Raw genomic sequence first — 21,701 nt, forward strand, 5'->3', positions numbered from 1 at the left:
ACGTACGTGCGCAGGTATGCATTCTCCACGCCCTCGGCGTAGGCGACCCACATCTCCCGCGTCGTGTTGTCATAGACCACATTCATCAGGTTGCCGCCGCCGTGCACCAACTGCGACAACTCGATCATTAGGGTCGAATTATAGTTGCCGTAGTTCGTGTTGAGGTGAGTCCACGCCGCCGCGTCGTCCATCGTGATGTACACGACGTACGGCAGCACGTTCGGGTACACCTCATCCGTCGCATCGTTGTCGGTCCAGATGTCGAGGTTGGGGTCGAACGCCCGCAGCTTCCGCCCCGCCGCAAGGTCGCCGTCTCCGATGAAGTAGTAGTATTTCTTGATGCGGTTGGCGCTGCTCACGATGTTCAGCCCCTGGTCGAGGCTGTAGGAGTCCTGCAGGATATCGCGGAACATCGCCCAGAACGGCACCCCGTCCAGATCGAAGGGGTAGTCCGAACCCGGGGAAGCACCCTTCTCCGTCAGCGCTATGCCCTCCGCATTCATCCCCGCAACGCTGCCGACCCAGCCGGCGAACCCGACGTTGGCATGCGCGACGCCGGTCTTGGGCAGATAGACCACGATTATCGGGTAATCCTGGAGCCCGACGTCGGTGGAGTAGTCGAGGTTGCGGATCTGGTAGAGATGGCCGTTCGCGCTCGCCGCGCCCCAGACACAAACCCCGCTGCACGCGTAGTCCGATACCAGCGAGACGCAATGCGCGCGGCGAAGCGTCAGGTACGCCGCACCCGAGCCGTCCGCCACGCCCTGCAGCTCCTCGACGAAGCGCGTCTTGACGTACGGCGATACGGCCGCCCAGGCGGCGTCCAGCGCGGCGTCGGAATAGCGAACCGGGTCCCCGGTCTGGTAGGCGGTTAGGTACCCCGCCATGCACGCATTGACCTCGGCCGACATCAGGCTGCCGTACGAGTATCCCATCTCGTACGGCGTGCCGCTGACGACGACCACCGGGATTTCGTCCGCTCCGCTGCCGACCGCAGTCCGGTAGCCGGCGGCCAGTGCAGGACTGGTCGCGGCGGCGACGAGAAGACAGAGGAAGAGTAGGGGAATCGAAGAACGGCTCACGATCGCACCTCCCCGGTGAGATGGCCCGCGCGGCCCCGCACGGAAGACGAGGTCGTACACGCCTGGATGCCGATGTGGGTGACCTCCGGCGCCGGCCGCCCACGGCTGTCGCACAAACACTTCGATTCAGTTAACCGCCCGACTCCCCTTTTCCTGCCCCAGCGATGATCCGCGCGGCGGGCGGCGCACGTAGTCGCTCAGACGAAAATGCACGTAATCGCGCTCGTACGCTGGCGTGGCACCCTCGGCATACGCGACCCACATCTGCCGCCCGCTTGCATCGTACACGACGTTCATCAGATTCCCCTGGCCGCCCGCCACGAGCCGCGACAGGGCGATCGCGAGCTGGGGATTGTAGCTGCCGTAGTTGGCGCGCATGTGCTGATCGGCCGCTCGGTCGTCCTGCGTGCTGTAGAGAACGCCCGCCCGCGGAACGGTCGCCGGATTGATGACGTCGCCCTCGCTCCATACCCGGATGTCGACGCGCGCGGCCCAGATCAGAGCCGCCGCGCGTCGGCGGCCGTCGCCGATAAGGTAGATGTACTCCTTGATGCGCCTCGCGCGGCGCACGGCGTCGAGGGCCTGATCGAGATTCGACGCGTCGTATAAGAGGTCGCGAAACATCACGAAGAAGGGCACGCCATCAAGGTCGCCGAGGGACACCGGCATGGCCCAGGCGCCAATCTCGCTCAGAGCTAGGCCGCGTGCATTGAGGCCCGCGAGGCTCCCCACGAAGCCGGCGAACGCGACGTTGGCGTGCGCTATGCCCGTCTCCGGAATGTACACGACGATCGCCGGGTAATCCTGAAGCCCCGCATCGGTGGTGTAGTCGAGGTTTCGAATCTGGTAGAGGCGTCCGTTTGCCGTTGCATCTCCCCACACCGCGAGCGCGCTGCAGGCCAGCCCCTCGAGCAGGGACACGCAGTGCCCGCGCCGGATCAACGCGTACGGCACGCCCGCGCCGGCAGCGACCCCCCGCATCTCCTCGATGAACCGCGACGGCACGTGCGGCGCGACCGTTGCCCAAGCGGCGTCCAGCGCGGCGTCGGAGTAACGCGCCGCGTCCTCGGCCTTGGCGGCCGCGAGGTAGCGCTCCATGCACCCCCGGACCTCGGCCGCCATCAGCTTGCCGTACGAGTATCCCATCTCATACGGCGTGCCGCTGACGACGACGACGGGAGTCTCGTCCGCGCCCCCGCCGACCGCGGTGCGGTAGCCGGCGCCCGCTGCCGGGGTCACTGCGGCAGCGATGAGGAGACAGATCAGGGGAAGCGAGAAACGCCTCATCATCGCACCTCCTGGGCGAACGCCTGAGCCGCCCCGCCACGACGACGAAGTCGCGCTTGCCTGTGTGCTGCCGCCGGTCGCGCCCGCCGCCCTCCCGCGGATGGTGACTATGAGGTCGGCCGTCGCACCCGGGCTTCCGTTGCCCCGCGATTATCCGCGCGGCGGGCGGCGTAAGTAGTCGCTCAGCCGGAAGTGCACGTACTCGCGCTGGTGCGCGGGCGTGTTTCCTTCCGCGTAGGCGACCCACATCTCGCGGCCCGCGGGGTCGTACACCACGTAGGTCAGCCCGCCGTCGGTGCCGACGAGACGCGACAGCTCGATGACCAACTCCGGGTTATACTGCCCGTAGTGGGCGTTGAAATGATCCCACGCCTTACGGTCGTCCATGGTCACGTACACCAGGTTGGGCATCACCTGCGGCGCGACTTCGTCCGTCGGATCGTTGTCGGGCCAGATGTCAAGCTCGGGCGCGAATGCCCTGATCTTCGCCGCCGCGCGCCGGCGGCCGTCGCCGATCATGTAGTAGTACTTCTTGATGCGCTTCGCGCTGCGGACAATGGCGAGCGCGTCGTCGAGGCTCGCCGCGTCCTGGAGGATGCTGCGGAACATGACCATGAAGTGCAAACCGTTGACATCGAACGGGTAATCGCTTGACGGCGATGCCCCTTTCTCCGTCAGCGCGATGCCCTCCGCATTCAAGCCCGCCATGCTGCCGACGAACCCCGCGAACGCGACGTTGGCGTGCGGAATGCCGGTCTCCGGAATGTACACCACGATCACCGGGTAATCCTGAAGCCCCGCATCGGTCGTGTAGTCGAGGTTGCGGATCTGATACAGGCGGCCGTTGGCAGTGGCGGCGCCCCACACGGCCACGCCGCTGCACGCGAAGTCTTCCACCAGCGGCACGCTGTGCGCGCGTCGGATCAGCGCGTATGGCACGCCCGCGCCGGCGGCTACTCCGCGCAGCTCCTCGAGGAATCGAGCAGACACATACGGCTCCATCGTCGCCCACGCCGCGTCGAGGTTGGCGTCGGTGCAGCGCTCCGGGTCGTCAGCTTTCGCCTTCTCAAGATAGCGCCCCATGCTCGCTCCCACTTCATCGCGCATCAGGCGGCCGTAGTCGTAGCCCATCTCGTACGGCGTGCCGCTCACCACGACTACCGCAATCTCGTCCCCGCCGCTGCCGACCGACGTGCGGTAGCCCGCGGCCAAAGCCGGGGTCATCGCGGCGGCGATGAGGAGCAACACGAGGCAAATCGAGTAACGCTTCATCCTAATACACCTCCATGCCGACGGGCGCGGCCAACCGCACTGCGCCCTTCTGTCGCACATTCGACGTGCGCCCGTGCGCTCCTCGCAGCCCCGCAGCTCGCCCGGCGCTCTCGCTCTTGATGAGCGCGACCGGCGGGCAGCGCGAGCTCGTGTCTTCCACGTCGCCTCAACGCAAAGCAGGTTCGCGCTCCGCGAAAGCGAATCGCATATCATCGCCGCCGAGCAGCCCGGCCGAGCCCAGGCGGCCTGTTGCCCGCGCGGCGCCGGTTTCGCACACACCGCCACCAGGAGAGATCAGCCATGCCTTCGCGGTTGGAACGAATCTGCGGCAAGCGCTGCCCGGGCGTCGCCCCGCACGACCTCGTGCGCGAGGACTTCGAGCGCCTCGCGTCGAGCGTTCGCTTGCGCACCGCCCGCATGGCCGAGGAAGCCATCCTCATGCAGTCGGTCGAGGGTCACGCCCACGAGGGACACGTCACCTTCCGCGGCCGGCCCTTCGTCAATACCGCCATGGATGACATCGTCGTATCCCTCGGGCGCGACCCGCGGCTGGTCGCCCGCCACCGGCAGACGCTGATTGACGAAATCGCCGACTGGGCGCGCCGCGCCATCGCGGGACAGGCCGACACGCTGCTCGTGACCGAGGATGCGGAATGCCTGCTCGATATCGGCTTGTTCCGTCAGATCGAGGTCGAGCCGGAGGCAGTGCTGCGCGGGCTCTACGTCGGCGGCCTGCGCGATGACGTCGCGGTGCGCCGGCGCGCGGAGGACAAGTATGGCATCCGCATCGGCGGCGGCGCGTCGTATCTGGTGGACGTTGACCGCATGCAGAAGATGAAGCTCGACGCGCGCAAGCTCGCCAGGGGCAATCACGAGGACGACATCGAGCGCTATCGCGAGGAGGGTCTCATCATCGCCGACGAAGGCGAGCGCGACCATCACGACAATGTCCGCTACCTCTACATCAGGCATCGCACCGGCGGCGGCGCCTCCGACGACGCGGCGATGCTCGCCGCGGGCAAGCTCTACGGGCCGAGCGGCGCGATCGGAACTTTCCTCGCCGATGCTGTTGATACGCTCGAGAAGTACGCCTCGCGATGCGCCGACCAGGATAACGGGATCTCGGAGATGATCGCGGCGGATTGGCCCGAGCTGGGCGTCAGCGAGGACGACCTGGTCCTGGTCACTTACCTGTGCGCCGCGCCGGATGATCCGGAGGTCGAGATCCCCGACTGCTCGCTGCGCTATCTGCTCGAGATAGACCGCAAAAGCGACCAGACCGCCTTCGAGTCGCACCTCGCGTACGTCCAGGGCCGCCCCCGCGCGCGCATGAAGATCGGCTCCGAGGATGCCGACTCCGAGGAGTTCTACGAATGGTTCGACGAGCACTGGAAGTCCGCGCGGTAGCACCAGGGGGGCAAGCGAGCGCAAAGCCGCGAGATCCGTCGCGAGTCCGCCCAGCACTGGGGCGCGCACGGCGGTGATGAGCATCGCTTGCCCGACCCAGTCCGCTCTGCCAAGCGGCGCCCATCCGCCGCCGACCCCGATCATCCCCTTCGCCGCAGCAACCGCATGAGCCACCGCAGGGGGCTGCGCTCGGCGGCACGGCTCCAGTGCCGCGACCCGCACTCCGGGCACTGGGGATACAGCAGATACGGCCATCCGCGCAGGTTGCCCGTCTCGAACTCGCGCCCGCACTCCGCGCACTTGAAGAGCCGGAAGGTCAGCCATTCGTCGGACCCGCAAGCAGGGCATCGCCGCGGAGGCTTTCCGCTCCGTGGCGCCCACCACGGCTGCTGGCAGCGGCGACACACCAGGCGGCTGCCGCGCGCGACCCGATGCAGCTGCACCCGAAGCTGCCCCTCGCGACACAGCTCGTTGTAGAGATCCTGCGGCAGGCGATGCGCGGCCGTGCGGTGGCTCCCCGCAGCGGCATCGTGTGTCCGTGTCGTCTCCCCGCGCCCTGCGGACGCCGTCGGAATCAGCCGCTCGCCGCACGCGCCGCACCGGGCGCGCGCGAGGCCAATATCCTGCGGCACGCGGTTGCGCCGGCCGCACTTCAGGCACACGGCGGTGATCGTGCCGGCTGTCGTCGGCCGGTCGCGCGGCGGCGAGGGAGGTGGGGACGGTCTGGTGGCGGGCCGGGGCTGAGGCGCGCTCCGGCTCTCTCGCCAATCATCATATGCCCCCCGCAGCTCGGGGTTGCTCAGCACCTCGTACGCGCGGTTGATCAGCACCATCTGCTGGTGGCTGCCGCCGAGGTCGGGGTGGGCGTTGAGGTGCGCGACCAGCGTGCGGTACGCGCGCTTGATGATCTCCGGGTGCGCCTTGGGATGCACCTGCAGCACTTCGTAGTAATCAACCTCGGAATCAAACTGCAGGCGCATGTGTCACCGTGTCAGTGTACTCGTGATCCGCCGCGAATTCGAATAGTAGGGCAACCGTCCTCGGTTGCCGACCGCGCGGGTCATCCCGATAGTAGGGCAACCGTCCCCGGTTGCCGACCCGGTAGGGCTGTACGGCGGTCGTCTCGCCGGCGGCGAGCAAGCAGCGGCTGCCGACCTGACGGGCTCGCCTTCTCCGCCGAACGAGCCCGGGGCACAGCATGCTGTGCCCCGACAGCTTCGCATCCGCGACCACCGGCGTTCCCGCCGCAGGCGGACGAGCATCCGCGGCTTGTGTGCTCCCTACAGCACCGCCGCGGCGCTTCGGATGAGCGCGACGGTCAGCCGGCCGAGCGGCGCGAACTCCCCGATCTCCATCCGTTCGCTTGCGCTGTGCGGGTTGTCGTAGCCGCAGCCGAGAATCGCCGTCGGCACGCCGTGCTGGTTGAAGATGTTCGCGTCGCTGCCGCCGCCGGTCGTTTCCAGCTTCATCCGCCGCCCGACCGCGCGCACCGCGCGCTCCGCAACCTCAATCGTTGGGCTGTCCGCCGCTAGGCCGAACCGCCGATACTGCGGGCGCACCTCGATATCAATCCCGCCGCCGCCCTCCGCCGCCGCGTCGTGAATCCGTTTCAGCATGTGCTGAAGCTGCCGCTCCAGCTTGCGGTTGTTGTGGCTGCGCGCCTCGCCTTCGAGTCGCACCCGCTCCGGCACGATGTTGGTCGCCACGCCGCCCTCAATGATGCCGACGTTCGCCGTCGTCTCGCGGTCAATTCGTCCCTGGCGCATCCCGGCGATGGCGCGCGCCGCGATGCGGATCGCGTTGACGCCTTTCTCCGGCGACACCCCCGCGTGCGCCGCGCGGCCGGTGATAACCGCCGTGAAGCTGTCCTGGCTCGGCGCCTGGTTGACGATGCGCCCGACACGCCCGCCGGAGTCGAAGGTGAAACCCATGCCGGCGCGCAGTCTCCCGGGATCCAGCCCCTTGGCGCCGAGCAGGCCGGCCTCCTCGCCGACGGTGAATATCACATCGAGCGGCGGATGCTCGATGCCGTCCTCCGCAACGCAGCGTAGCGCCTCGAGGATCGCCACCACGCCGACCTTGTCGTCCGCGCCGAACGGGGCGTCCCCGCTGCTCACGATGTACTTCCCGGCAACGCGCGCCTGCACCGGGCTTGCCTGCGCCACCGTGTCGAGATGCGCGTTGAGCAGCAGCGACTGCTGCCCGCGCCGCGAGCCGGGCACGCGCACGATGACATTGCCGACCTCACCGCCGAAGCTCCGGTGAGCGGAATCGCGCCGCGGCCGCAGCCCCATCCCGCGCAGTTTCGCCATCACCACCTCGGCGACCGCCGCTTCGCGACGCGACGGACTCGCGATGCGCGTCAACTCCATCAACTCGGCGAGCATGCGCTTGCCGCTGACCATGCCTCACTCCCTGATCTGCGCCCCAACCTCCGCGCGCAGCGCGTCCCTGATGTTCGTCAGCGCGCCGTCGACCTCCTCGTCGGTGAGCGTGCGCTCCGGGTGCCGGAAGGCGAGCGAATATGCGATGCTCTTGTAACCGCGCGGCACTTGCTGCCCCCGGTACACGTCGAAGAGATCCACGCGCTCCAGGTTGTCCCCTGCGTGCCCTGCGATGACCTGCTCCACTTCCGTCGCCGTCACGCCGCCGGGGATGATGAGCGCGATGTCGCGCCGCACCGCCGGATACCGCGACAGCCGTCGGCTCTGCGCCGCCTTTCCAGCGCGCCGCCTCAGGGCATCGAGGTTGATCTCCGCCACGTGCGCCCCGTCCGGCAGGTCGTAGTGCGCCCGCACCGGCCCGGACGGCGCGCCGAGCATCCCGATGCGCTCGCCGTCGAGCACCGCCGCCGCCGTCTGCCCCTCGCGCAACGACGGATGGGACAGCGGCTCGAACTGCGGCACATTACCGCACATCGTGCGCGCGAACTCTTCGACGATGCCTTTCAGCGAGTAGAAATCCGCCCGCGCGGACGCCGGGTCGAGGCTCCAGCGACTCGTCCACGAGCTCCCCATGACCGCGATGCCGACCGTGCGCTGCTCGCGCGGCAGCTCGCCCTCGCCGCACGGCAGGTAGACGCGCCCGACTTCGAACAGCTGAACGTCGGTGACTCCCCGGCGGCAGTTGTGCGCCAGCGCCGAGAACATGCTGTCGAGCATCGTCGTGCGCAGCGTCGTGTATTCCTCGCTCTTCGGGTTCTTGACCCGCAGCGCGCGGCGCACGGGATGCCCCACCGGCAGGTGCAGTCGGTCGAACACGCCGGCGTCGGTCAGCGTGTAGCTCATCGCCTCGTTGAGGCCGCACGCCATAAGCGCCGCTTTCGCCCGCAGGTCGAATTCCAATTCCGGCGCCTGCCGCCCGGGCGCTGCCGCGGCCCTCGTCACCGTCGCAGGGATATTGTCGTATCCATGGACGCGCGCGACTTCCTCCACCAGGTCAATCTCCGCTTGCAGGTCCGGGCGGTAGGTCGGGCAGGTCACGCGCAGCGCCTTCCCGGCCTCGACGTCGAGATGCAGCCTGCGCAGCAGCGACGCCATGCGCGACTTCGACAAGCGCGTCCCGAGCAGTTGGTTCGCGCGCTTCGGCCGCAGCTCGATCGTCACCGGCAGCACGACCTTGGGGTAGGCGTCAACCACGCCCGGCGCGACCTCCCCGCCGCTCGCGTCGGCGATCAGCGCCGCGACGCGGTCAACCGCGGCCGCCGTCCCACCGGGATCAACCACGCGCTCGAAGCGATACGATGCCTCGGTGTCCAGCTCCAGCGCCTTGCGCGTGCGGCGAATGCTGACGCGGTCGAAATGCGCCGACTCCAGCAAGACGCGCGTGGTTGACCAGCTCACTTCGGTGTTGGCCCCGCCCATGACGCCGGCGAGCGCCACCGCCCGCTCCGGGTCGGCGATGACGAGCACCCCGGCGCCGAGCGTGCGCTCGACGCCGTCGAGCGTCGTCAGCGGCTCGCCCTCCTGCGCGGTGCGCACGATGATGGCGGCGCGGCCTTCGGCATCCGGCTTGATGAGATCGCAGTCGAAGGCGTGCAGCGGCTGTCCCATCTCCAGCATGACGTAGTTGGTCGCGTCAACCACGATGTTGATCGGCCGCATGCCGCAGCGCAGCAGGCGGTGGATCATCCACGGCGGCGACGTCTTTACCTCGACCCCCGTCACCACGCGCGCCGAATAGCGCGGGCACAGATCGGGGTCATCTATGCGCACCGACGCCAAGGCTTCCGCCGCCTCGCCCTGCTCCTGCATCTCGATCGGCGGCGGCGTCAGCGGCAGGTCGAACGCGGCCGCCACCTCCCGCGCGACGCCGAGGATGCTCAGGCAATCGCCGCGGTTCGACGTCGGCTGCACGTCGAGGACGAAGTCGTCGCCGACCTCTTCGATGCCCTCAACCTCCAGCCCGACCATGGTCAGCCGCCGCCCGACCTCCTCCGGCGCCGCTTCGACGGAAACAAACTCTTTGAGCCAGCTATATGGAACCTTCATCCCTCACTTCTCCCCACGCATTCCTCTGCGCCCTCTGTGCTTCGTCCCGTTCGCCGCTCAGAACTGCTCCAGGAACCGCATGTCATTGTCAACCAGCAGGCGGATGTCCTCGATGCCGTAGCGGCGCATCGCGATCCGGTCCACCCCGAGGCCGAACGCCCACCCGCTGACCTGCTCCGGATCGTAGCCGCACACGCTCAGCACGTTCGGGTGAATCAGCCCGCAGCCCCCGATCTCCAACCATCCCGTGTGCTTGCACACCGCGCACCCGCTCCCCTCGCACAGCCCGCAGCTCACGGAGTAGTCCGCGCTCGGCTCGGTGAACGGGAAGAAGTCCGCCCGGAATTGAATGTCCGTTTCCGCACCGAAGAACTCGCGCACGAACAGCGCCAGCGTGCCCTTGAGGTCCGCGAAGGTGATGTCGCGATCCACCGCATACCCCTCGAGTTGGTGGAAGGTGTGCGACAGGCGCACCGACACCGCCTCGCGCCGGTAGACCTTCCCCGGCGCGATGATGCGCAGCGGCGGCTCGCGCTCCTCCATCACGCGAATCTGCATCGGCGACGTCTGCGTCCGCAGCAGGATGCCGTCGGCGACATAGAACGAGTCCTGCTCATCCATCGCCGGGTGTTCCTCGGGGTAGTTCAGCGCCTCGAAGTTGTAGCGGTAATACTCGACCTCCGGCCCGTCAACTACTTCGAATCCCATGCCGACGAAGATGGACTTCATCTCCTCGAACACCTGGGTCAGCGGATGGCGGTGGCCGATGCGCTGGTGACGGCCGGGCAGGGTGACGTCGAGCGCCTCCGCCGCCAGCCGCGCCTGGCGCTCCTCCTCGGCGATCTCCGCCGCTCGTTCATCCAGCGCCGCGCGCAGGCGCTCCTGCACTTCGTTGGCCATCTTGCCCAGGCCGGGCCGGTCCGCCGGAGGCAGATCCGCCAGCCCGCGCAGGATACCCGTCAGCGCGCCCTTGCGCCCGAGGTAATCCACCCGCACCTGCTCCAGCTCGGCGCTCGACGTCGCGTCAACGATGCGCGACACCGCCTCCTCGTGCAGTCGCCGAATCCTGTCGCGTGTCTCCATCGCGCGTTCTCCTTTTCCCGCTCATCGCCCCGGTGGTTGCCGCTCCCGCCAATGGCAGAATGGCAGCGCAGCCGCTGGTCCTGAGCAGAGCCGCAGGATCCTCGGCCGCGAACCACCCAAACAACAAAAGCCCAAAGCCAGGGGCGAAGGCTTTGGGCTCCGTGGTGCCACCCTCATTGGCCGCGTACGACAGTCAATCCCTGCCCGCAGCCCGCTCTGTGCCTGTAACGGGGCATCCGGCCGGGCCTACGCAGGAAATGGCGTCGTCGCGCGTTACACTCCTCTCCCTCTCCGGGAGAGGCTTGCCCGCCTGCGGCGGGCTGGGTGAGTGTCGCGGCCACCCGCCTCACTCCATGCCTTGGCCGCGCGCGACCACCACTTCCCTTCAGTCCGGCGGCTCGGGGGCGAACTTCCGCCGCGCGCGCCCGGGAGGGCTTCCAGCCGGTGACCCTCCCTCTCTGCGGGCCGGGGTGCGGCGTACTCTTCCCCGTCATCGCCTGTACCGGTCTGCGACAGGATACCACAATCGGCCGCCGCGCGCAACTGAAACGGAACCGCGACCGTCCATCACCGATGCCGCCCCGTGGGGAGGTGTGTCTCCCCGCCCGGCGAAGCCTGCCGTGGTACGACGTCCGTAGTCCCGGCGAGGTGCTTCCACAATGCAGGTACTGCTCGAGGCGCAAAAGCGCGAACCGATTGACGTCCTTGTCGCCGGCGGCGGCATCGCCGGCTTCTGCGCGTCCGTCGCGGCGCGGCGGGCCGGCGCGCGCGTGCTGCTCATCGAGGACATGGGCTGCCTGGGCGGCAACGCCACCTCCGGCGGCGTCGGCGCGTTCTGCGGCGAAACCCGCGGCCAAGGGGAAGTCTTCGATGACATCATTCGGCATCTCGGGGAACTGGACGCGGTCGCCCCGTACAGGCCCTACGAGGAACGGGAAGCACGGCAGTTCGATCACCAGGTGCTCGCCTATGTGCTCCAGGAGATGGCGGCCGAAGCGGGCGTCGAGGTGCTGCTCTTCACACACGCCGCCGCTGCGGTGCGCGAGGCCGATCGCGTCTCGGCGGTCATCTTGAGCAATCGCTCCGGCCTCGCTGCAGTTCCCGCGAGCGTCGTCATTGACGCGACCGGCGAAGCGTGCGTGGTGCGCGCCGCCGGCCTGCCCGTCCAGCCCGACGGCGACGGAGCGCTGCCGATGTCGGTGATGTTCTTCATGCGCGAGGTGAACGCGCCCGCAGACCTGCCGCCCGCCGCCGTCGATCCCGAGTTGGCGAGCGACCCGCCCATGATCTCGCGGTGGCCGGAGCCGCATGGTAAGCTCGGCGTCAAGGTCAAAGTCGTCGGCTACGATGCCGCCGACGGTGACTCCCTGACCGCTGCCGAGATGGCCGGCCGCCGCGTCGCGATGCGAGTCGCGAATCATCTGCGCGCCGGCGACTACGCCGCGCATAAGTTCGACCATTTCAGCGCGCGCATCGGGATTCGCGAAGGCCGCCGCATCCTCGGCGATTACACGCTGACCGAGCAGGACGTCCGCGCCGGGCGGCGGTTCGACGACGGGGTCGCGCTGGGGCGCTTCTACTTGGACTATCACGATCCGAGCACGCCGCGCCGCATCAGCCGCTTCGACCGCGCCGCCGCGCAGGTGCCGCCGTACCACATACCCTATCGCTGTCTCATCGCGCAGGGAGTGGAGAATGTGCTCGCGGCGGGACGCTGCCTCTCCGCCGACCGCGCCGCGCTGTCGAGCGCGCGGGTCATGACGACCTGCGCCATGATGGGCCAGGCGGCCGGCCTCGCCGCCGCACAGGCATCGGACGGGGATGTGCGCTCCGTCGCCGGGGCGGCGCTGGCAGAGGCCCTGCGCCAGCGCGGCGCCGAGCTCTAGCCCCGGGCTTCCGCCCGTGCAGTGAGGTGCGCCACGCCCCTCCCGCTCGCCGGAGTGTCGCAGTCGCTCCCCCGCAGCCCGAGCGGGCAGGGCGCAGACGGGCCTGCGGCGAACCCTCGCGCCTGTGGCGGATTGCCCCCGCTGCACGCGCCCGGGCATTGCGGTGTACGAGCCAATCCTCGGTCGTCGTGCAACCTAATCCGGGAGTGAAGATCGTGACCCCTCGCGAGCGCTATCTGGCGGTTTACCGCTTCCAAGAGTTCGACCGCTGCCCGATGACTGACTGGGGCCCGTGGGCGACTACGCTCGAACGCTGGAGGTCCGAAGGTTGGGATGGCAAGGAAAGCTTCGCGGAGACCTACCGCTTCGATCCCATCGAGCAGGTCGGCCTGGACTTCGCGATGCTGCCGCGATTCGAGCGAACCGTGCTGGAGGACGACGGACGCGTGCGGCTCGTGGTTGACGAGCGCGGGGTGACGTGCCGCGAGCTGGTCGAACGCACCGAGACCTCCATGCCGCACTGGCTGGACTTCCCGGTCAGGGATCGCGCGTCGTGGGAGCGGATGAAGGAGCGCTACGACCCCCGCGATTCCCGCCGTTACCCCGCGGACTGGGACGAGCGCAAGCAGCGCTGGGCCACGCGCGACTATCCGCTGCAGCTGCAGGGCGGGCGCGACACCGGGTTCTTCGGGCCGGTGCGCGGGTGGATGGGCGCCGAGGGGGCGATGCTGTGCTTCTACGACGACCCGGCCCTGATGCACGAGATGATGGACTTCCTCGCCGACTTCACCATCGAGGTCATTCGCAAGTGCCTCGACGAAGTCGAGGTGGACGCGTTCTGCTTCTGGGAGGACATGGCATTCAAGACGACGTCGCTCATTTCGCCCGGGATGTTCCGCGAGTTCATGCTGGAACCGTATCAGAGGGTCTCGGATTTCGTGCACAGCCAGGGCGTGCCGATCACGATGATGGACAGCGACGGACATATCAGCGACCTCATTCCGCTGTGGATCGAGGGCGGGGTGGATATGATCTACCCGTTCGAGGTCAACTCGGGGATGGATGTGGGAGAGGTGCGCCGCCGCTACCCGCGGCTGGGAATGAGCGGGGGGATAGACAAGCGGGTGCTCGCCCAGGATCGGGCGGCGATTGACGCCGAGCTGGCGGCAAAGATGCCGCTCATCGCGCACGGCGGCTACGTGCCGACGATAGACCACGCGCTGCCGCCCGACATCCCGCTCGATAACTTCCGGTATTACATGGAGCGCAAGTGGGAATGGATCGACCGCATCGGCGGCGGGAGTTGATCGCATAGGGACCGGAAGACACCGAGAGGGACAGATCAGTCCGCTGCTTCCGCGGACTGCGCGGGACAACACGAGCCGCAGAGCTCGTGGAGATCGCAGGGGGATCAACTGGCGGGCAGGTTCGCCTGAGCCTTGCGGAAACAGGCGGCGTCATCCGGCCCGCCCTGTGGTTCACGTCGTCATTGAGGAAGCCGTGTCATGCGCCGTAGGCACGCAAGTCCGTGGATCGCAAGCCCCCTTTACCCCTTGATCCCCGTCAGCGTCACGCCCTGGATGAAGTAGCGCTGGGTGAAGAAGAACAGCAGCACGACGGGCACCACCACCATCGTCGCCGCCGCCATCAACAGATTGTACTCCGCGGAATGCGTGGACTGGTAGAGCTGGAGTGCGTACGCCACCGGCATCTTCTCCGGCGAGCTGATGTAGATCAGCGGCCCCATGAAGTTGTTCCACGACCCCATGAATGACATGATCACGATCGCCGCCAGCGCGGGATTGATCAGCTGCAGCATGATGCGCCAGAAGATCCCGAAGAACGAGCACCCGTCAATCTTCGCCGCGTCCTCCAAATCGCGCGGGATGGTCATGAAGAACTGCCGCAGCAGGAAAATGTTGAATGCCCCGCCGAAAAACGCCGGCACCCACAGCGGCCGCAGCGTGTCCACCCAGCCGAGCCACTTGAAGATCAGGAATACCGGGATCATCGTCACCGCCGCCGGCAGCATCATGGTGGCGAGCAGCACGACGAAGATGATGTCACGCCCCGGCCACCGCAGCCGCGCAAACGAGTACGCCACGAGCGACGCGGACAGCACGGTCCCGATGATGCTCATAATGCTGATGTACACCGTGTTCCAGAGATACATCAGGCCGTGCCTGGTCTCCGGCGGCAGGAATTCGAGCGCCCGCCCGTAGTTCTCCCACAACACCGGCCGGGGAATCCATTCCGGCGGGATCACCATGAGCCGCGCGTCCGGCTTGAGCGACGTCGAGATCAGCCACACGAACGGCAGGCTGAAGATTATCGAGCCGGTCGCCAGCGCGACGTGCAGAAGCACGCGGCGCAGGTCGTCTCGCCGCCGGTTGATCTGCTTCCAGTCGCGCACGCGCCGGTTGATGGCAGCGTAGGTTATCACGCCCCACAGCAGAGCCGGCGACGTCCCCGCCAACGCCAGCCAGGGCTGACGCAGCGGCAGGACCAGCCACAGCCCGGCGCTCGCCGCCGCCACCGCGAACAGCGCAACCCCCTGCCCCGGCCTGCGCCGCCGAACGGCGTCAACCACCAGCGCCAGCCACAGCGCCCCGGCCGCGTAGGTCACCCCTATCGTCGCTATCCAGACAACCGCTCGCATGATCGTGTCAGTTCTTCTCTATGCCCTGCGTGCACTGCGCGACTGCGGTTGATGCCCGTCGGCCGACGTTGATCAGCGGCCCAATCCCCTTGTCAGCGCCCCTCGTAATGCACCCACCGCGGGGCAAGCTTGAGTTGTATCAGCGTGAAGAACATGATGATCCAGAACAGCAGCCACGCCAGCGCCGACGCGTAGCCCATCTTGAAGAACCGAAACGCGTTGTTGAACAGGTACAGCACCGGCACCAGCGTCGCGTCCACCGGCCCGCCCAGCCCGTCCGTCATCACGTACACGGTCTCGAAGGTCTGCAGCGCCCCGATGGTGCCCATGATCATGATGAAGAAGATCGTCGGCGACAGCATGGGAATGGTGACGTGGCGGAACTTGTGCCACGCGCCTGCGCCGTCAATCTCGGCTGCCTCGTAGAGGTGCTGCGGGATGCCCTGCAGCCCGGCGAGCCAGATTATCATCCCTCCGCCCGCGCCCCACAGGCCCATCAGAATCAGGCCCGGCTTCGCCCACTTCTCGCTCGCCAGCCACGTCGGCGGCGCGATGCCGAACCACGACGTCAGCGTCGTCTTCCACCCCGCGTTGACCAGGCCGTAATCGTACGGGTTGAGCACCCACAGCCACAGCACCGCGCTCGCCACCGTCGGCACGATCGCCGGCAGGTAGTAGAACGTGCGATACCACGACATCCCCAGCACCCGCGTGTTGAGCAGCATCGCGATGGCGAGGCCGGTTATCATGCCCAGCGGGATGCCGAGCCCCGCCAGGTACGCCGCGTTGTACAGCGTCTTCCACACGTACGGCCAGTCGTCGCCGAATAGCTCTCGGTAGTTCTCCCATCCCACGTATCGCGCCGGGTGCAGCACGTCGTAGTCGCAGAAGCTCAACACCACCGAGACCAGGATCGGCCCGATGGTGAAGACGAGGAAGCCGATGATCCACGGCGAGGCGAAGACGTACCCGCTGATCGCCTCCGAGCGCATCAGCCTGCCCACCGGCCCCGAGCGCCGCGCCAGCGCCCACACGATGCCGACCATCAGCAGCAGCGTCCCCACCATCAGCGCAAGCGGGCCGCGCCAATTGAGCAGCGGGTACCGCCCCTTCCGGAACACCTGATCCAGCTCTTTCTGCACGACGCCGCGCCCGTCGCGCAGCGCCCGCGCCGGCTCTTTCTTATGGTAAATCGCGTTCTCGAATGCTCGCACGTGCTCGTCCCACAATCGCTGGCCGACGAAGGTCACCGGGCGGAACTTGCTCACCTTCATCAGATCCATGAACAGCCGCAGCGGCTCGCGGAACTTCGCGTCGTCCGGCGCGAAACGGCGGAACACGGCCTCGTCCGCGCGGATGTTGGCCGACATGTTGGGGACGAACGGGCGGCCGATGCTCAGGTTGTACTCGCGCTGCGCCTCATTGGCGATCAGATTGCTCTCGACGCTCGTCATCCACTTGATGAACTGCCACGCCTCCTCGACGTGCTGCGCGCCGCGCGGGATGGCGAGCGAGAATCCGCCCGACCAGGTAATGTACTTGGCCTCACCGTTGTCGAAGGGCGCTTCACCGCGCAGCCGCGCGGCCGGTATCGGTGCCGCGGCGACGGCGAAATCCAGGTCCGGCGCCCACCGCGCGATGTTGTTGAGCACCCAATTGCCGTCAATCTTCATCGCCACCTTGCCGGTGAAGAACGGATCAAACTCCTCGCTGAGGAAGGTGGCGGTGAACGCAGTGACCGCGTCGGCGCCGCCCAGCATGTCGTAGACGCCAACCATCCACTCGAGCGCACCGCCCGTTTGCGGATTGTCGAGCGTGCACGTGCGCCCGTCGGGCGTCATGAACTCGCCGCCCATTTGCCACGAATACAGGTACAGCCACGAGTTGCCGTAGTTCGGGATGAAGCCGATCTGCTCGAAGGTCCCGTCGGGGCGGCGCTTGGTGAGGAGCTTCGCGTAGCGCACGAGGTCGTGCCACGTGCGCGGCGGCTGGTCGGGGTCGAGCCCGGCCGCGCGAAACAGCTCGCGGTTCCAGTACAGCGCGCGGTCGTCGGTGCCGTGGGGTATCGCATAGACGCGCCCCTCGTACACCGCCTCCTGCCAGCACGCGTTGTAGAAGTCCGCGGGGTTGATGTGGTCGCGGGCGATGAGGTCGTCGAGGCAGCGGAACGTCTCGCGCGACGCCCAGTCGCCGATGGTGAACCGATCCTGGCGCACGACGTCGGGCGGCACGCGCGCGGCCACTGAGGTCATCAGCTTCTGCGGGTTCATCCCCCCCGCGCCCATGGACAGCAGGCGCACGTCAATGTTGGGGTGGCGCCGCTCGAACTCGGCGACAGTCGCGTCCTGGCCCTGCGTGTCCTCCCCCGACTCCATGCCCCACACGATGAGGCGTATCCTGCCGTCGTCCCGCCGCCCGCAGCCGGCGAGCAGCAGCGCCAGGAGAACCACAGAGGCAAATCGCAGCAGTCGGGTCATGAGCGCAATCGCTCATGTTCTTCGGCATCCGGGCGGCCGGTTCCTAGTTGCAGCGCACCAACCGCAGGGGGTGGCTCCGCGGGCTGTTGCATGATCGGCTGGCTGGGGCTTCAGCGGCTCCGAACCTGTCATTCAGACCGCAGCGCCGAGCGGCTTCGCCCGCCTTGGCTTCAGCGGCGGCGGAAGCGAGGCGCGAAGGGAAGAATCTCGGTACCGTCGAGGCAACTGCGCGACGACACCTCGGCGGGATCCCACCTCTCCCCGACAGCCCTACGCCACCATCCCCTTCTCGCGCCCGACGTGCTGGAGGTAGTCGTGCTCGCGCACGAACCTAAGCAGGTCCGACATCTTCGCCAGCGCCAGGCCGATCATGTTGTCGGCGGCGCCGTAGTACATCCATACGTCATCGCCGCGCACCAGCGCGCCGCAGGTGTACACGACGTTCGGCAGCAACCCGCGCTGTTCGAACTCCTCCTCCGGCGCGAACACCCACCGCGACGCGCGCGCGATCGCCTTGCGCGGATTCCCGGTATCGAGCAGCGCCAGGCCGAGTCGGTACACGGGGTGCCCCGCCATGTCCTTGACCCCGTGGTAGATCAGCAGCCAGCCATCCTTGGTCTCAATCGGCGGCGCCCCGACGCCGATGCGCAGCCCGTCCCACCACGGCCCGCCGCGCTCCGCCAACAGGATCCCCGGCTGGCTCCAATGCGAGTAGCCCTCGTCCGAGCACGCGAACCATATGTGTTCCTGTCCCCCCGTCACCGGCCGGTGCAGCAGGAGGTTCACCCCGTCAAACGAACGCGGGAACACCGCCGCATCCTTGTTCGTCGGCGACAGCACGACTCCGATCCGCTCCACCGTGTCGAAATCCGACGTCTTGGCCAGCGCCACCGCCGGCCCGTAGCGCGAATACGCCGTGTACGCGATCATCCACTCGCGCTCGCCCACCCGCGTCACTCGCGCGTCCTCACATCCCCATTCCTCAAAGGGATTCTCGGGCAGGTCCGGATCGAGCAGTGGGTGGTCGGCAAGCTGCCACTTATCGATCCCGTTGGCGCTGCGTGCCACGCGGATCTGCGAAATCCCGGTGCGATCCTCGATCCGCAGCAGCAGCACCACTTCGCCGTCAACTTCCGCCACGCCGGGATTGAACACGGCATCCACATCGAGCTTCAGGCTGTCCGGCGTGAGCAATGGGCCTTTGCCGTGGCGCTTGAACACCTTCTTCTCCATACCGCTACCCTCCGGTGACGCCCCCTGAGGAGTAAGCGCTCGCATTAACGATTATACGCGGCCAGCGCCGCGCTGTGTGGAGGACGATGCGCACATCCGCGGCGCTCCGCCCCCGCCCGCGCGGCGCCCGGCGTGGCCTCAATCCCACCCCGCGGCTGCGGTCAGCTTCCGCGTCTCCGCGAGCGACGCCGCGTCGTCATCTCCCACCGCCCAGTACTCCAGCCCGAAGCACCCCTCGTAGCCCCACCCCTTGATCGCCTTGAGGATGTTGCCGTAGTCCAGCTCGCCGACGTTCAGCTCGTGGCGCCCGGGCACGCCCGCGGAATGGAAGTGCCCGATCAGCGGCAGGTACTCCTCGATGTACGCCAGCACGTTGCCATGCATGATCTGCATGTGGTAGATGTCCCACAGCAGCCGCACCGCCGGGCTGCCGATTTCCTCGATCATCTGCGCGCCCTCGTGACCGCTTTCGAGGTAATACCCCTTGTGATCCACCAGGCTGTTGAGCGGCTCGAGCAGTAGCGTGATGCCCTCTCCTGAAGCGATTCCCGCCGCGGCCTTCAGCGTCTCGACGATCGCCTGATGGTGCTCGGCGTCGGACTGCCCCTCGATGCGGTTGCCCGTCGTCATAAGGAGTTTGCGGCAGTCCAGCTTCTTCGCCACCTCGATCGTCGCGCGCAGCCCTGCCAGGTACTTGTCGCGGTCGGCTGCGTTGACCAGCGCCGCCCCGGGGGCGCGCACGCCGAAGTCGTTGACGACTAGGCCGGTCTCCTTGCAGGCCGCGGCCAAGGCGTCCACGTCGCGCTCCGGCGAGTCGTCGTGGCTCCAGAACTCCATGGCGCGATAACCCAGATCGGCGACCTTGCGCGCCTTCTCCGCCAGCGAGATCTTTCCGAAAAACGGCTCGACACATACGCAGATAGTCGGCATCACTTACCTCCTATAGAGTCTCGCGTATTACCGCAGCACCGGCAATACACGTAGACTGTTCCGGACGAGGTTCGTTTGGGAGGTGCCCTGCCGCCCCTTGCGTCCTGCCCCAATACACGAACCTCGATAGATTAACCTAGACTGTACGGATCGCCCAATCAGCGGGTCAGTTCTCGCTCTGCACGCCGCACTCGTCGCTCACCGGAGCCAGTCCAGCGCCGAGCGCGCGGCGGCAAGCGGATCGCCAATCGGCGTGATGCTCACCGCGAACGGCCGGTCACCGATAGCCGCGCGCGCCTCCTTCTGATCCAGCGACCCCTCGCCGAGCGGCACATGACGATCGAGGCGCGGGACGCCGGGCCGCACCTCGGCGTCGTGCACTTGCACATAGCGCAGGCGCTCGCCCAGCGCGCTCGCCGCCTCCCCGGGGGCCTCGCCGTTCAGCATCGCGTGGCCGACGTCTAGCGCCGCCGCGACGTTCGGCATCGCGATCTCGTCCACTATGCCCGCGATGTCCGCGGAAGACGTCGCCATGCGAAACGGCGCCGCCTCGAGTAGGATCGTCGTGTCGCCGGCCGTCGCCAGCAGCCGCAGGCTCTCGATCAGCAGCGCGCGCGCCTCGTCGGCAGTCTGGTAGTTCTCGGCAACGCGGCTCGGCGCGACAACCAGGAGCGGAATCTCCAGATCGCGCATCCGCGCCAACGTTCGCAGCAGCGCCTCGCGCGTCTCGCGCCGGCGGCGCTCCACTCCGTCCGACAGGCTGCCCGTGAGATACGGGCGTAACTCCGGCAGCGCGTTGACGCACACGACACGCAGGCCGGCCGCGTCCGCCGCCGGCTTCCACGCCGGCGCCGCTTCCAGACACGCCGGCGGCAACTCCAGGCCGCGATAACCCGCGCCCGCCAACTCAGCCAGCGGCCAGTTCTCCATCGATCCGGTCAGATACACCGGGTTGATCGCCGGCGACATCCCACTCCCTCCTTCATCGCCGAGCATCGGGCGGGCCGTGAGGGCCGCAGTGCCGACCACTGCCGCCGCCGTCCGCATGAACTCCCGGCGGGTCAAGTTCACGTCCGCACCTCGAACGCCGGGCCATCGAGAAGCAACTCGACGACGGCGACATCCACCGGCGGCACCCGCACCCGCACCGACTCGGCGCCGCTGAGCGGTTGATTCGTCATCCAGTTAGCCGCCGTCGCGACGCGCCCTCGCCGCGGGCGAATCGCGCCCTCCCAGGGCTGCGGCGAATTGTTGCACAGCGTCACCACCAGCCGATCCGTGCGCGGCGTCACATTCACCAGGAACTGCACCGGCGGCCCGTCCACCGCAACTAGATTGAACGAACGCAGATACGGCAGCAGGATCGCCTTCGCGTGTTCCAGCACCGCGTACGGCGACGGCAGAGGCTGCTCGACGTCGTTATGGATCTTCTCCGGCGAGAGCGTCGCGTTCGCCAGGAAGAACTCCGCGGCAAAAAGCAGCGTCGAACCACCGCCGTCATGCCCCGCCCGCACCGCCAGCGGCGCTCCCTGCCGCGTTTGCGCCAGCACCGCCGCGCCCGGCTCGCCCGTCAGGCGATGCATGCGGAATCGCGGCTCGCTGATCGGCCACGCGTGTCCTTCGACGATTGCGTGATACTCCACCTCGACCGGACCGATATCCACGCCGAACAGCGCCGCCGCCTCCGCGTCAAGCTGATTCGCGCACGCCACCACGTGCCCCCCGCCCGCGACATACCGCGACAGCTTCCCCAGCAGCTCCCCCTCAACGCGCGTCTCGCCAAGGATGACGACGCACTCGTAGCGGTTGAGCACTTCATCCGGCACATCCGACAGCAGCACGTCGAACGAATCCCCGCACGGCGTCGCGGTCAGGAACCCGCGCTCGCTGTGGTA

Annotated in this window: 17 protein-coding genes; 3 read left to right on the forward strand and 14 right to left on the reverse strand. The window is 67.7% G+C overall.

What is annotated here, in order from left to right; all coding sequences use genetic code 11:
- The 4 genes from JSV65_15715 to JSV65_15730 all read right to left on the reverse strand — a co-directional run.
- Nucleotides 1–1,082: hypothetical protein (locus JSV65_15715; GenBank protein ID UCH33986.1), on the reverse strand; the 1,082-nt coding region annotated here is incomplete at its 3' end.
- Nucleotides 1,083–1,208: 126 nt separating this feature from the next.
- Nucleotides 1,209–2,372 carry a hypothetical protein gene (locus JSV65_15720; GenBank protein UCH33987.1) on the reverse strand — a complete coding sequence of 388 codons (1,164 nt, stop codon included), beginning with the start codon at nt 2,370–2,372 and terminating at the stop codon, nt 1,209–1,211.
- A gap of 147 nt (nt 2,373–2,519) precedes the next feature.
- Complete coding sequence (locus JSV65_15725) at nt 2,520–3,641, reverse strand: hypothetical protein (GenBank protein ID UCH33988.1); 1,122 nt, start codon at nt 3,639–3,641, stop codon at nt 2,520–2,522.
- A 1-nt stretch (nt 3,642) separates the two neighbouring features.
- Nucleotides 3,643–3,801: a hypothetical protein gene (locus tag JSV65_15730; protein UCH33989.1), complete on the reverse strand. Its 159-nt coding sequence runs from the start codon at nt 3,799–3,801 to the stop codon at nt 3,643–3,645.
- A 140-nt stretch (nt 3,802–3,941) separates the two neighbouring features.
- On the opposite strand from JSV65_15730, the gene JSV65_15735 reads away from it, so the two are divergent.
- Nucleotides 3,942–5,048 carry a hypothetical protein gene (locus tag JSV65_15735; GenBank protein UCH33990.1) on the forward strand — a complete coding sequence of 369 codons (1,107 nt, stop codon included), beginning with the start codon at nt 3,942–3,944 and terminating at the stop codon, nt 5,046–5,048.
- Nucleotides 5,049–5,188: 140 nt separating this feature from the next.
- Here JSV65_15735 and JSV65_15740 read toward each other — a convergent pair whose 3' ends face one another.
- The 4 genes from JSV65_15740 to pheS all read right to left on the reverse strand — a co-directional run bounded on the left by JSV65_15740 (nt 5,189) and on the right by pheS (nt 10,621).
- The gene (locus tag JSV65_15740) at nt 5,189–6,028 is read right to left on the reverse strand and encodes a DnaJ domain-containing protein (GenBank protein ID UCH33991.1); all 840 of its coding nucleotides are present in this window, start codon (nt 6,026–6,028) and stop codon (nt 5,189–5,191) included.
- Between the two features lie 300 nt (nt 6,029–6,328).
- A complete protein-coding gene (locus JSV65_15745; protein UCH33992.1) occupies nt 6,329–7,453 on the reverse strand; it encodes a M20/M25/M40 family metallo-hydrolase in 1,125 nt (374 codons plus the stop codon).
- Nucleotides 7,454–7,456: 3 nt separating this feature from the next.
- The gene (locus tag JSV65_15750) at nt 7,457–9,538 is read right to left on the reverse strand and encodes a phenylalanine--tRNA ligase subunit beta (protein UCH33993.1); all 2,082 of its coding nucleotides are present in this window, start codon (nt 9,536–9,538) and stop codon (nt 7,457–7,459) included.
- 57 nt (nt 9,539–9,595) lie between these two features.
- Nucleotides 9,596–10,621: a phenylalanine--tRNA ligase subunit alpha gene (gene pheS, locus JSV65_15755; protein ID UCH33994.1), complete on the reverse strand. Its 1,026-nt coding sequence runs from the start codon at nt 10,619–10,621 to the stop codon at nt 9,596–9,598.
- A gap of 659 nt (nt 10,622–11,280) precedes the next feature.
- Between pheS and JSV65_15760 the strand changes: the two genes are divergently transcribed.
- The gene (locus JSV65_15760) at nt 11,281–12,507 is read left to right on the forward strand and encodes an FAD-dependent oxidoreductase (GenBank protein UCH33995.1); all 1,227 of its coding nucleotides are present in this window, start codon (nt 11,281–11,283) and stop codon (nt 12,505–12,507) included.
- 215 nt (nt 12,508–12,722) lie between these two features.
- Nucleotides 12,723–13,814 (forward strand): hypothetical protein, encoded by a 1,092-nt coding sequence (locus JSV65_15765; GenBank protein UCH33996.1) that lies wholly within the window; start codon nt 12,723–12,725, stop codon nt 13,812–13,814.
- Between the two features lie 239 nt (nt 13,815–14,053).
- Here JSV65_15765 and JSV65_15770 read toward each other — a convergent pair whose 3' ends face one another.
- The 6 genes from JSV65_15770 to JSV65_15795 all read right to left on the reverse strand — a co-directional run.
- Nucleotides 14,054–15,166, reverse strand: a complete 1,113-nt coding sequence (locus tag JSV65_15770) for a carbohydrate ABC transporter permease (GenBank protein UCH33997.1) — start codon at nt 15,164–15,166, stop codon at nt 14,054–14,056.
- Between the two features lie 92 nt (nt 15,167–15,258).
- Entirely contained in the window at nt 15,259–17,643 is a 2,385-nt protein-coding gene (locus tag JSV65_15775) for an extracellular solute-binding protein (GenBank protein ID UCH33998.1), read from the reverse strand.
- Nucleotides 17,644–17,913: 270 nt separating this feature from the next.
- Nucleotides 17,914–18,876 carry a glycosidase gene (locus tag JSV65_15780; protein UCH33999.1) on the reverse strand — a complete coding sequence of 321 codons (963 nt, stop codon included), beginning with the start codon at nt 18,874–18,876 and terminating at the stop codon, nt 17,914–17,916.
- Nucleotides 18,877–19,014: 138 nt separating this feature from the next.
- A complete protein-coding gene (locus JSV65_15785) occupies nt 19,015–19,806 on the reverse strand; it encodes a TIM barrel protein (protein UCH34000.1) in 792 nt (263 codons plus the stop codon).
- A gap of 198 nt (nt 19,807–20,004) precedes the next feature.
- Complete coding sequence (locus JSV65_15790; GenBank protein ID UCH34001.1) at nt 20,005–20,877, reverse strand: sugar phosphate isomerase/epimerase; 873 nt, start codon at nt 20,875–20,877, stop codon at nt 20,005–20,007.
- A partial coding sequence (locus tag JSV65_15795) for a hypothetical protein (protein UCH34002.1) occupies nt 20,874–21,701 on the reverse strand: 828 nt, incomplete at its 5' end. The genes JSV65_15790 and JSV65_15795, both read right to left, overlap by 4 nt.

This window comes from Armatimonadota bacterium (assembly GCA_020354555.1).
In the GTDB taxonomy this organism is placed as follows: Bacteria; Armatimonadota; Hebobacteria.

Excerpts from the sequence above, each read along its gene's own strand:
- JSV65_15720 (UCH33987.1), bottom strand. The coding sequence starts at position 2,372 with ATGATGAGGCGTTTCTCGCTTCCCCTGATCTGTCTCCTCATCGCTGCC.
- JSV65_15725 (UCH33988.1), bottom strand. The coding sequence starts at position 3,641 with ATGAAGCGTTACTCGATTTGCCTCGTGTTGCTCCTCATCGCCGCCGCG.
- JSV65_15735 (UCH33990.1), top strand. The coding sequence starts at position 3,942 with ATGCCTTCGCGGTTGGAACGAATCTGCGGCAAGCGCTGCCCGGGCGTC.
- JSV65_15740 (UCH33991.1), bottom strand. The coding sequence starts at position 6,028 with ATGCGCCTGCAGTTTGATTCCGAGGTTGATTACTACGAAGTGCTGCAG.
- JSV65_15745 (UCH33992.1), bottom strand. The coding sequence starts at position 7,453 with ATGGTCAGCGGCAAGCGCATGCTCGCCGAGTTGATGGAGTTGACGCGC.
- JSV65_15750 (UCH33993.1), bottom strand. The coding sequence starts at position 9,538 with ATGAAGGTTCCATATAGCTGGCTCAAAGAGTTTGTTTCCGTCGAAGCG.
- pheS (UCH33994.1), bottom strand. The coding sequence starts at position 10,621 with ATGGAGACACGCGACAGGATTCGGCGACTGCACGAGGAGGCGGTGTCG.
- JSV65_15760 (UCH33995.1), top strand. The coding sequence starts at position 11,281 with ATGCAGGTACTGCTCGAGGCGCAAAAGCGCGAACCGATTGACGTCCTT.
- JSV65_15770 (UCH33997.1), bottom strand. The coding sequence starts at position 15,166 with ATGCGAGCGGTTGTCTGGATAGCGACGATAGGGGTGACCTACGCGGCC.
- JSV65_15775 (UCH33998.1), bottom strand. The coding sequence starts at position 17,643 with ATGACCCGACTGCTGCGATTTGCCTCTGTGGTTCTCCTGGCGCTGCTG.
- JSV65_15780 (UCH33999.1), bottom strand. The coding sequence starts at position 18,876 with ATGGAGAAGAAGGTGTTCAAGCGCCACGGCAAAGGCCCATTGCTCACG.
- JSV65_15785 (UCH34000.1), bottom strand. The coding sequence starts at position 19,806 with ATGCCGACTATCTGCGTATGTGTCGAGCCGTTTTTCGGAAAGATCTCG.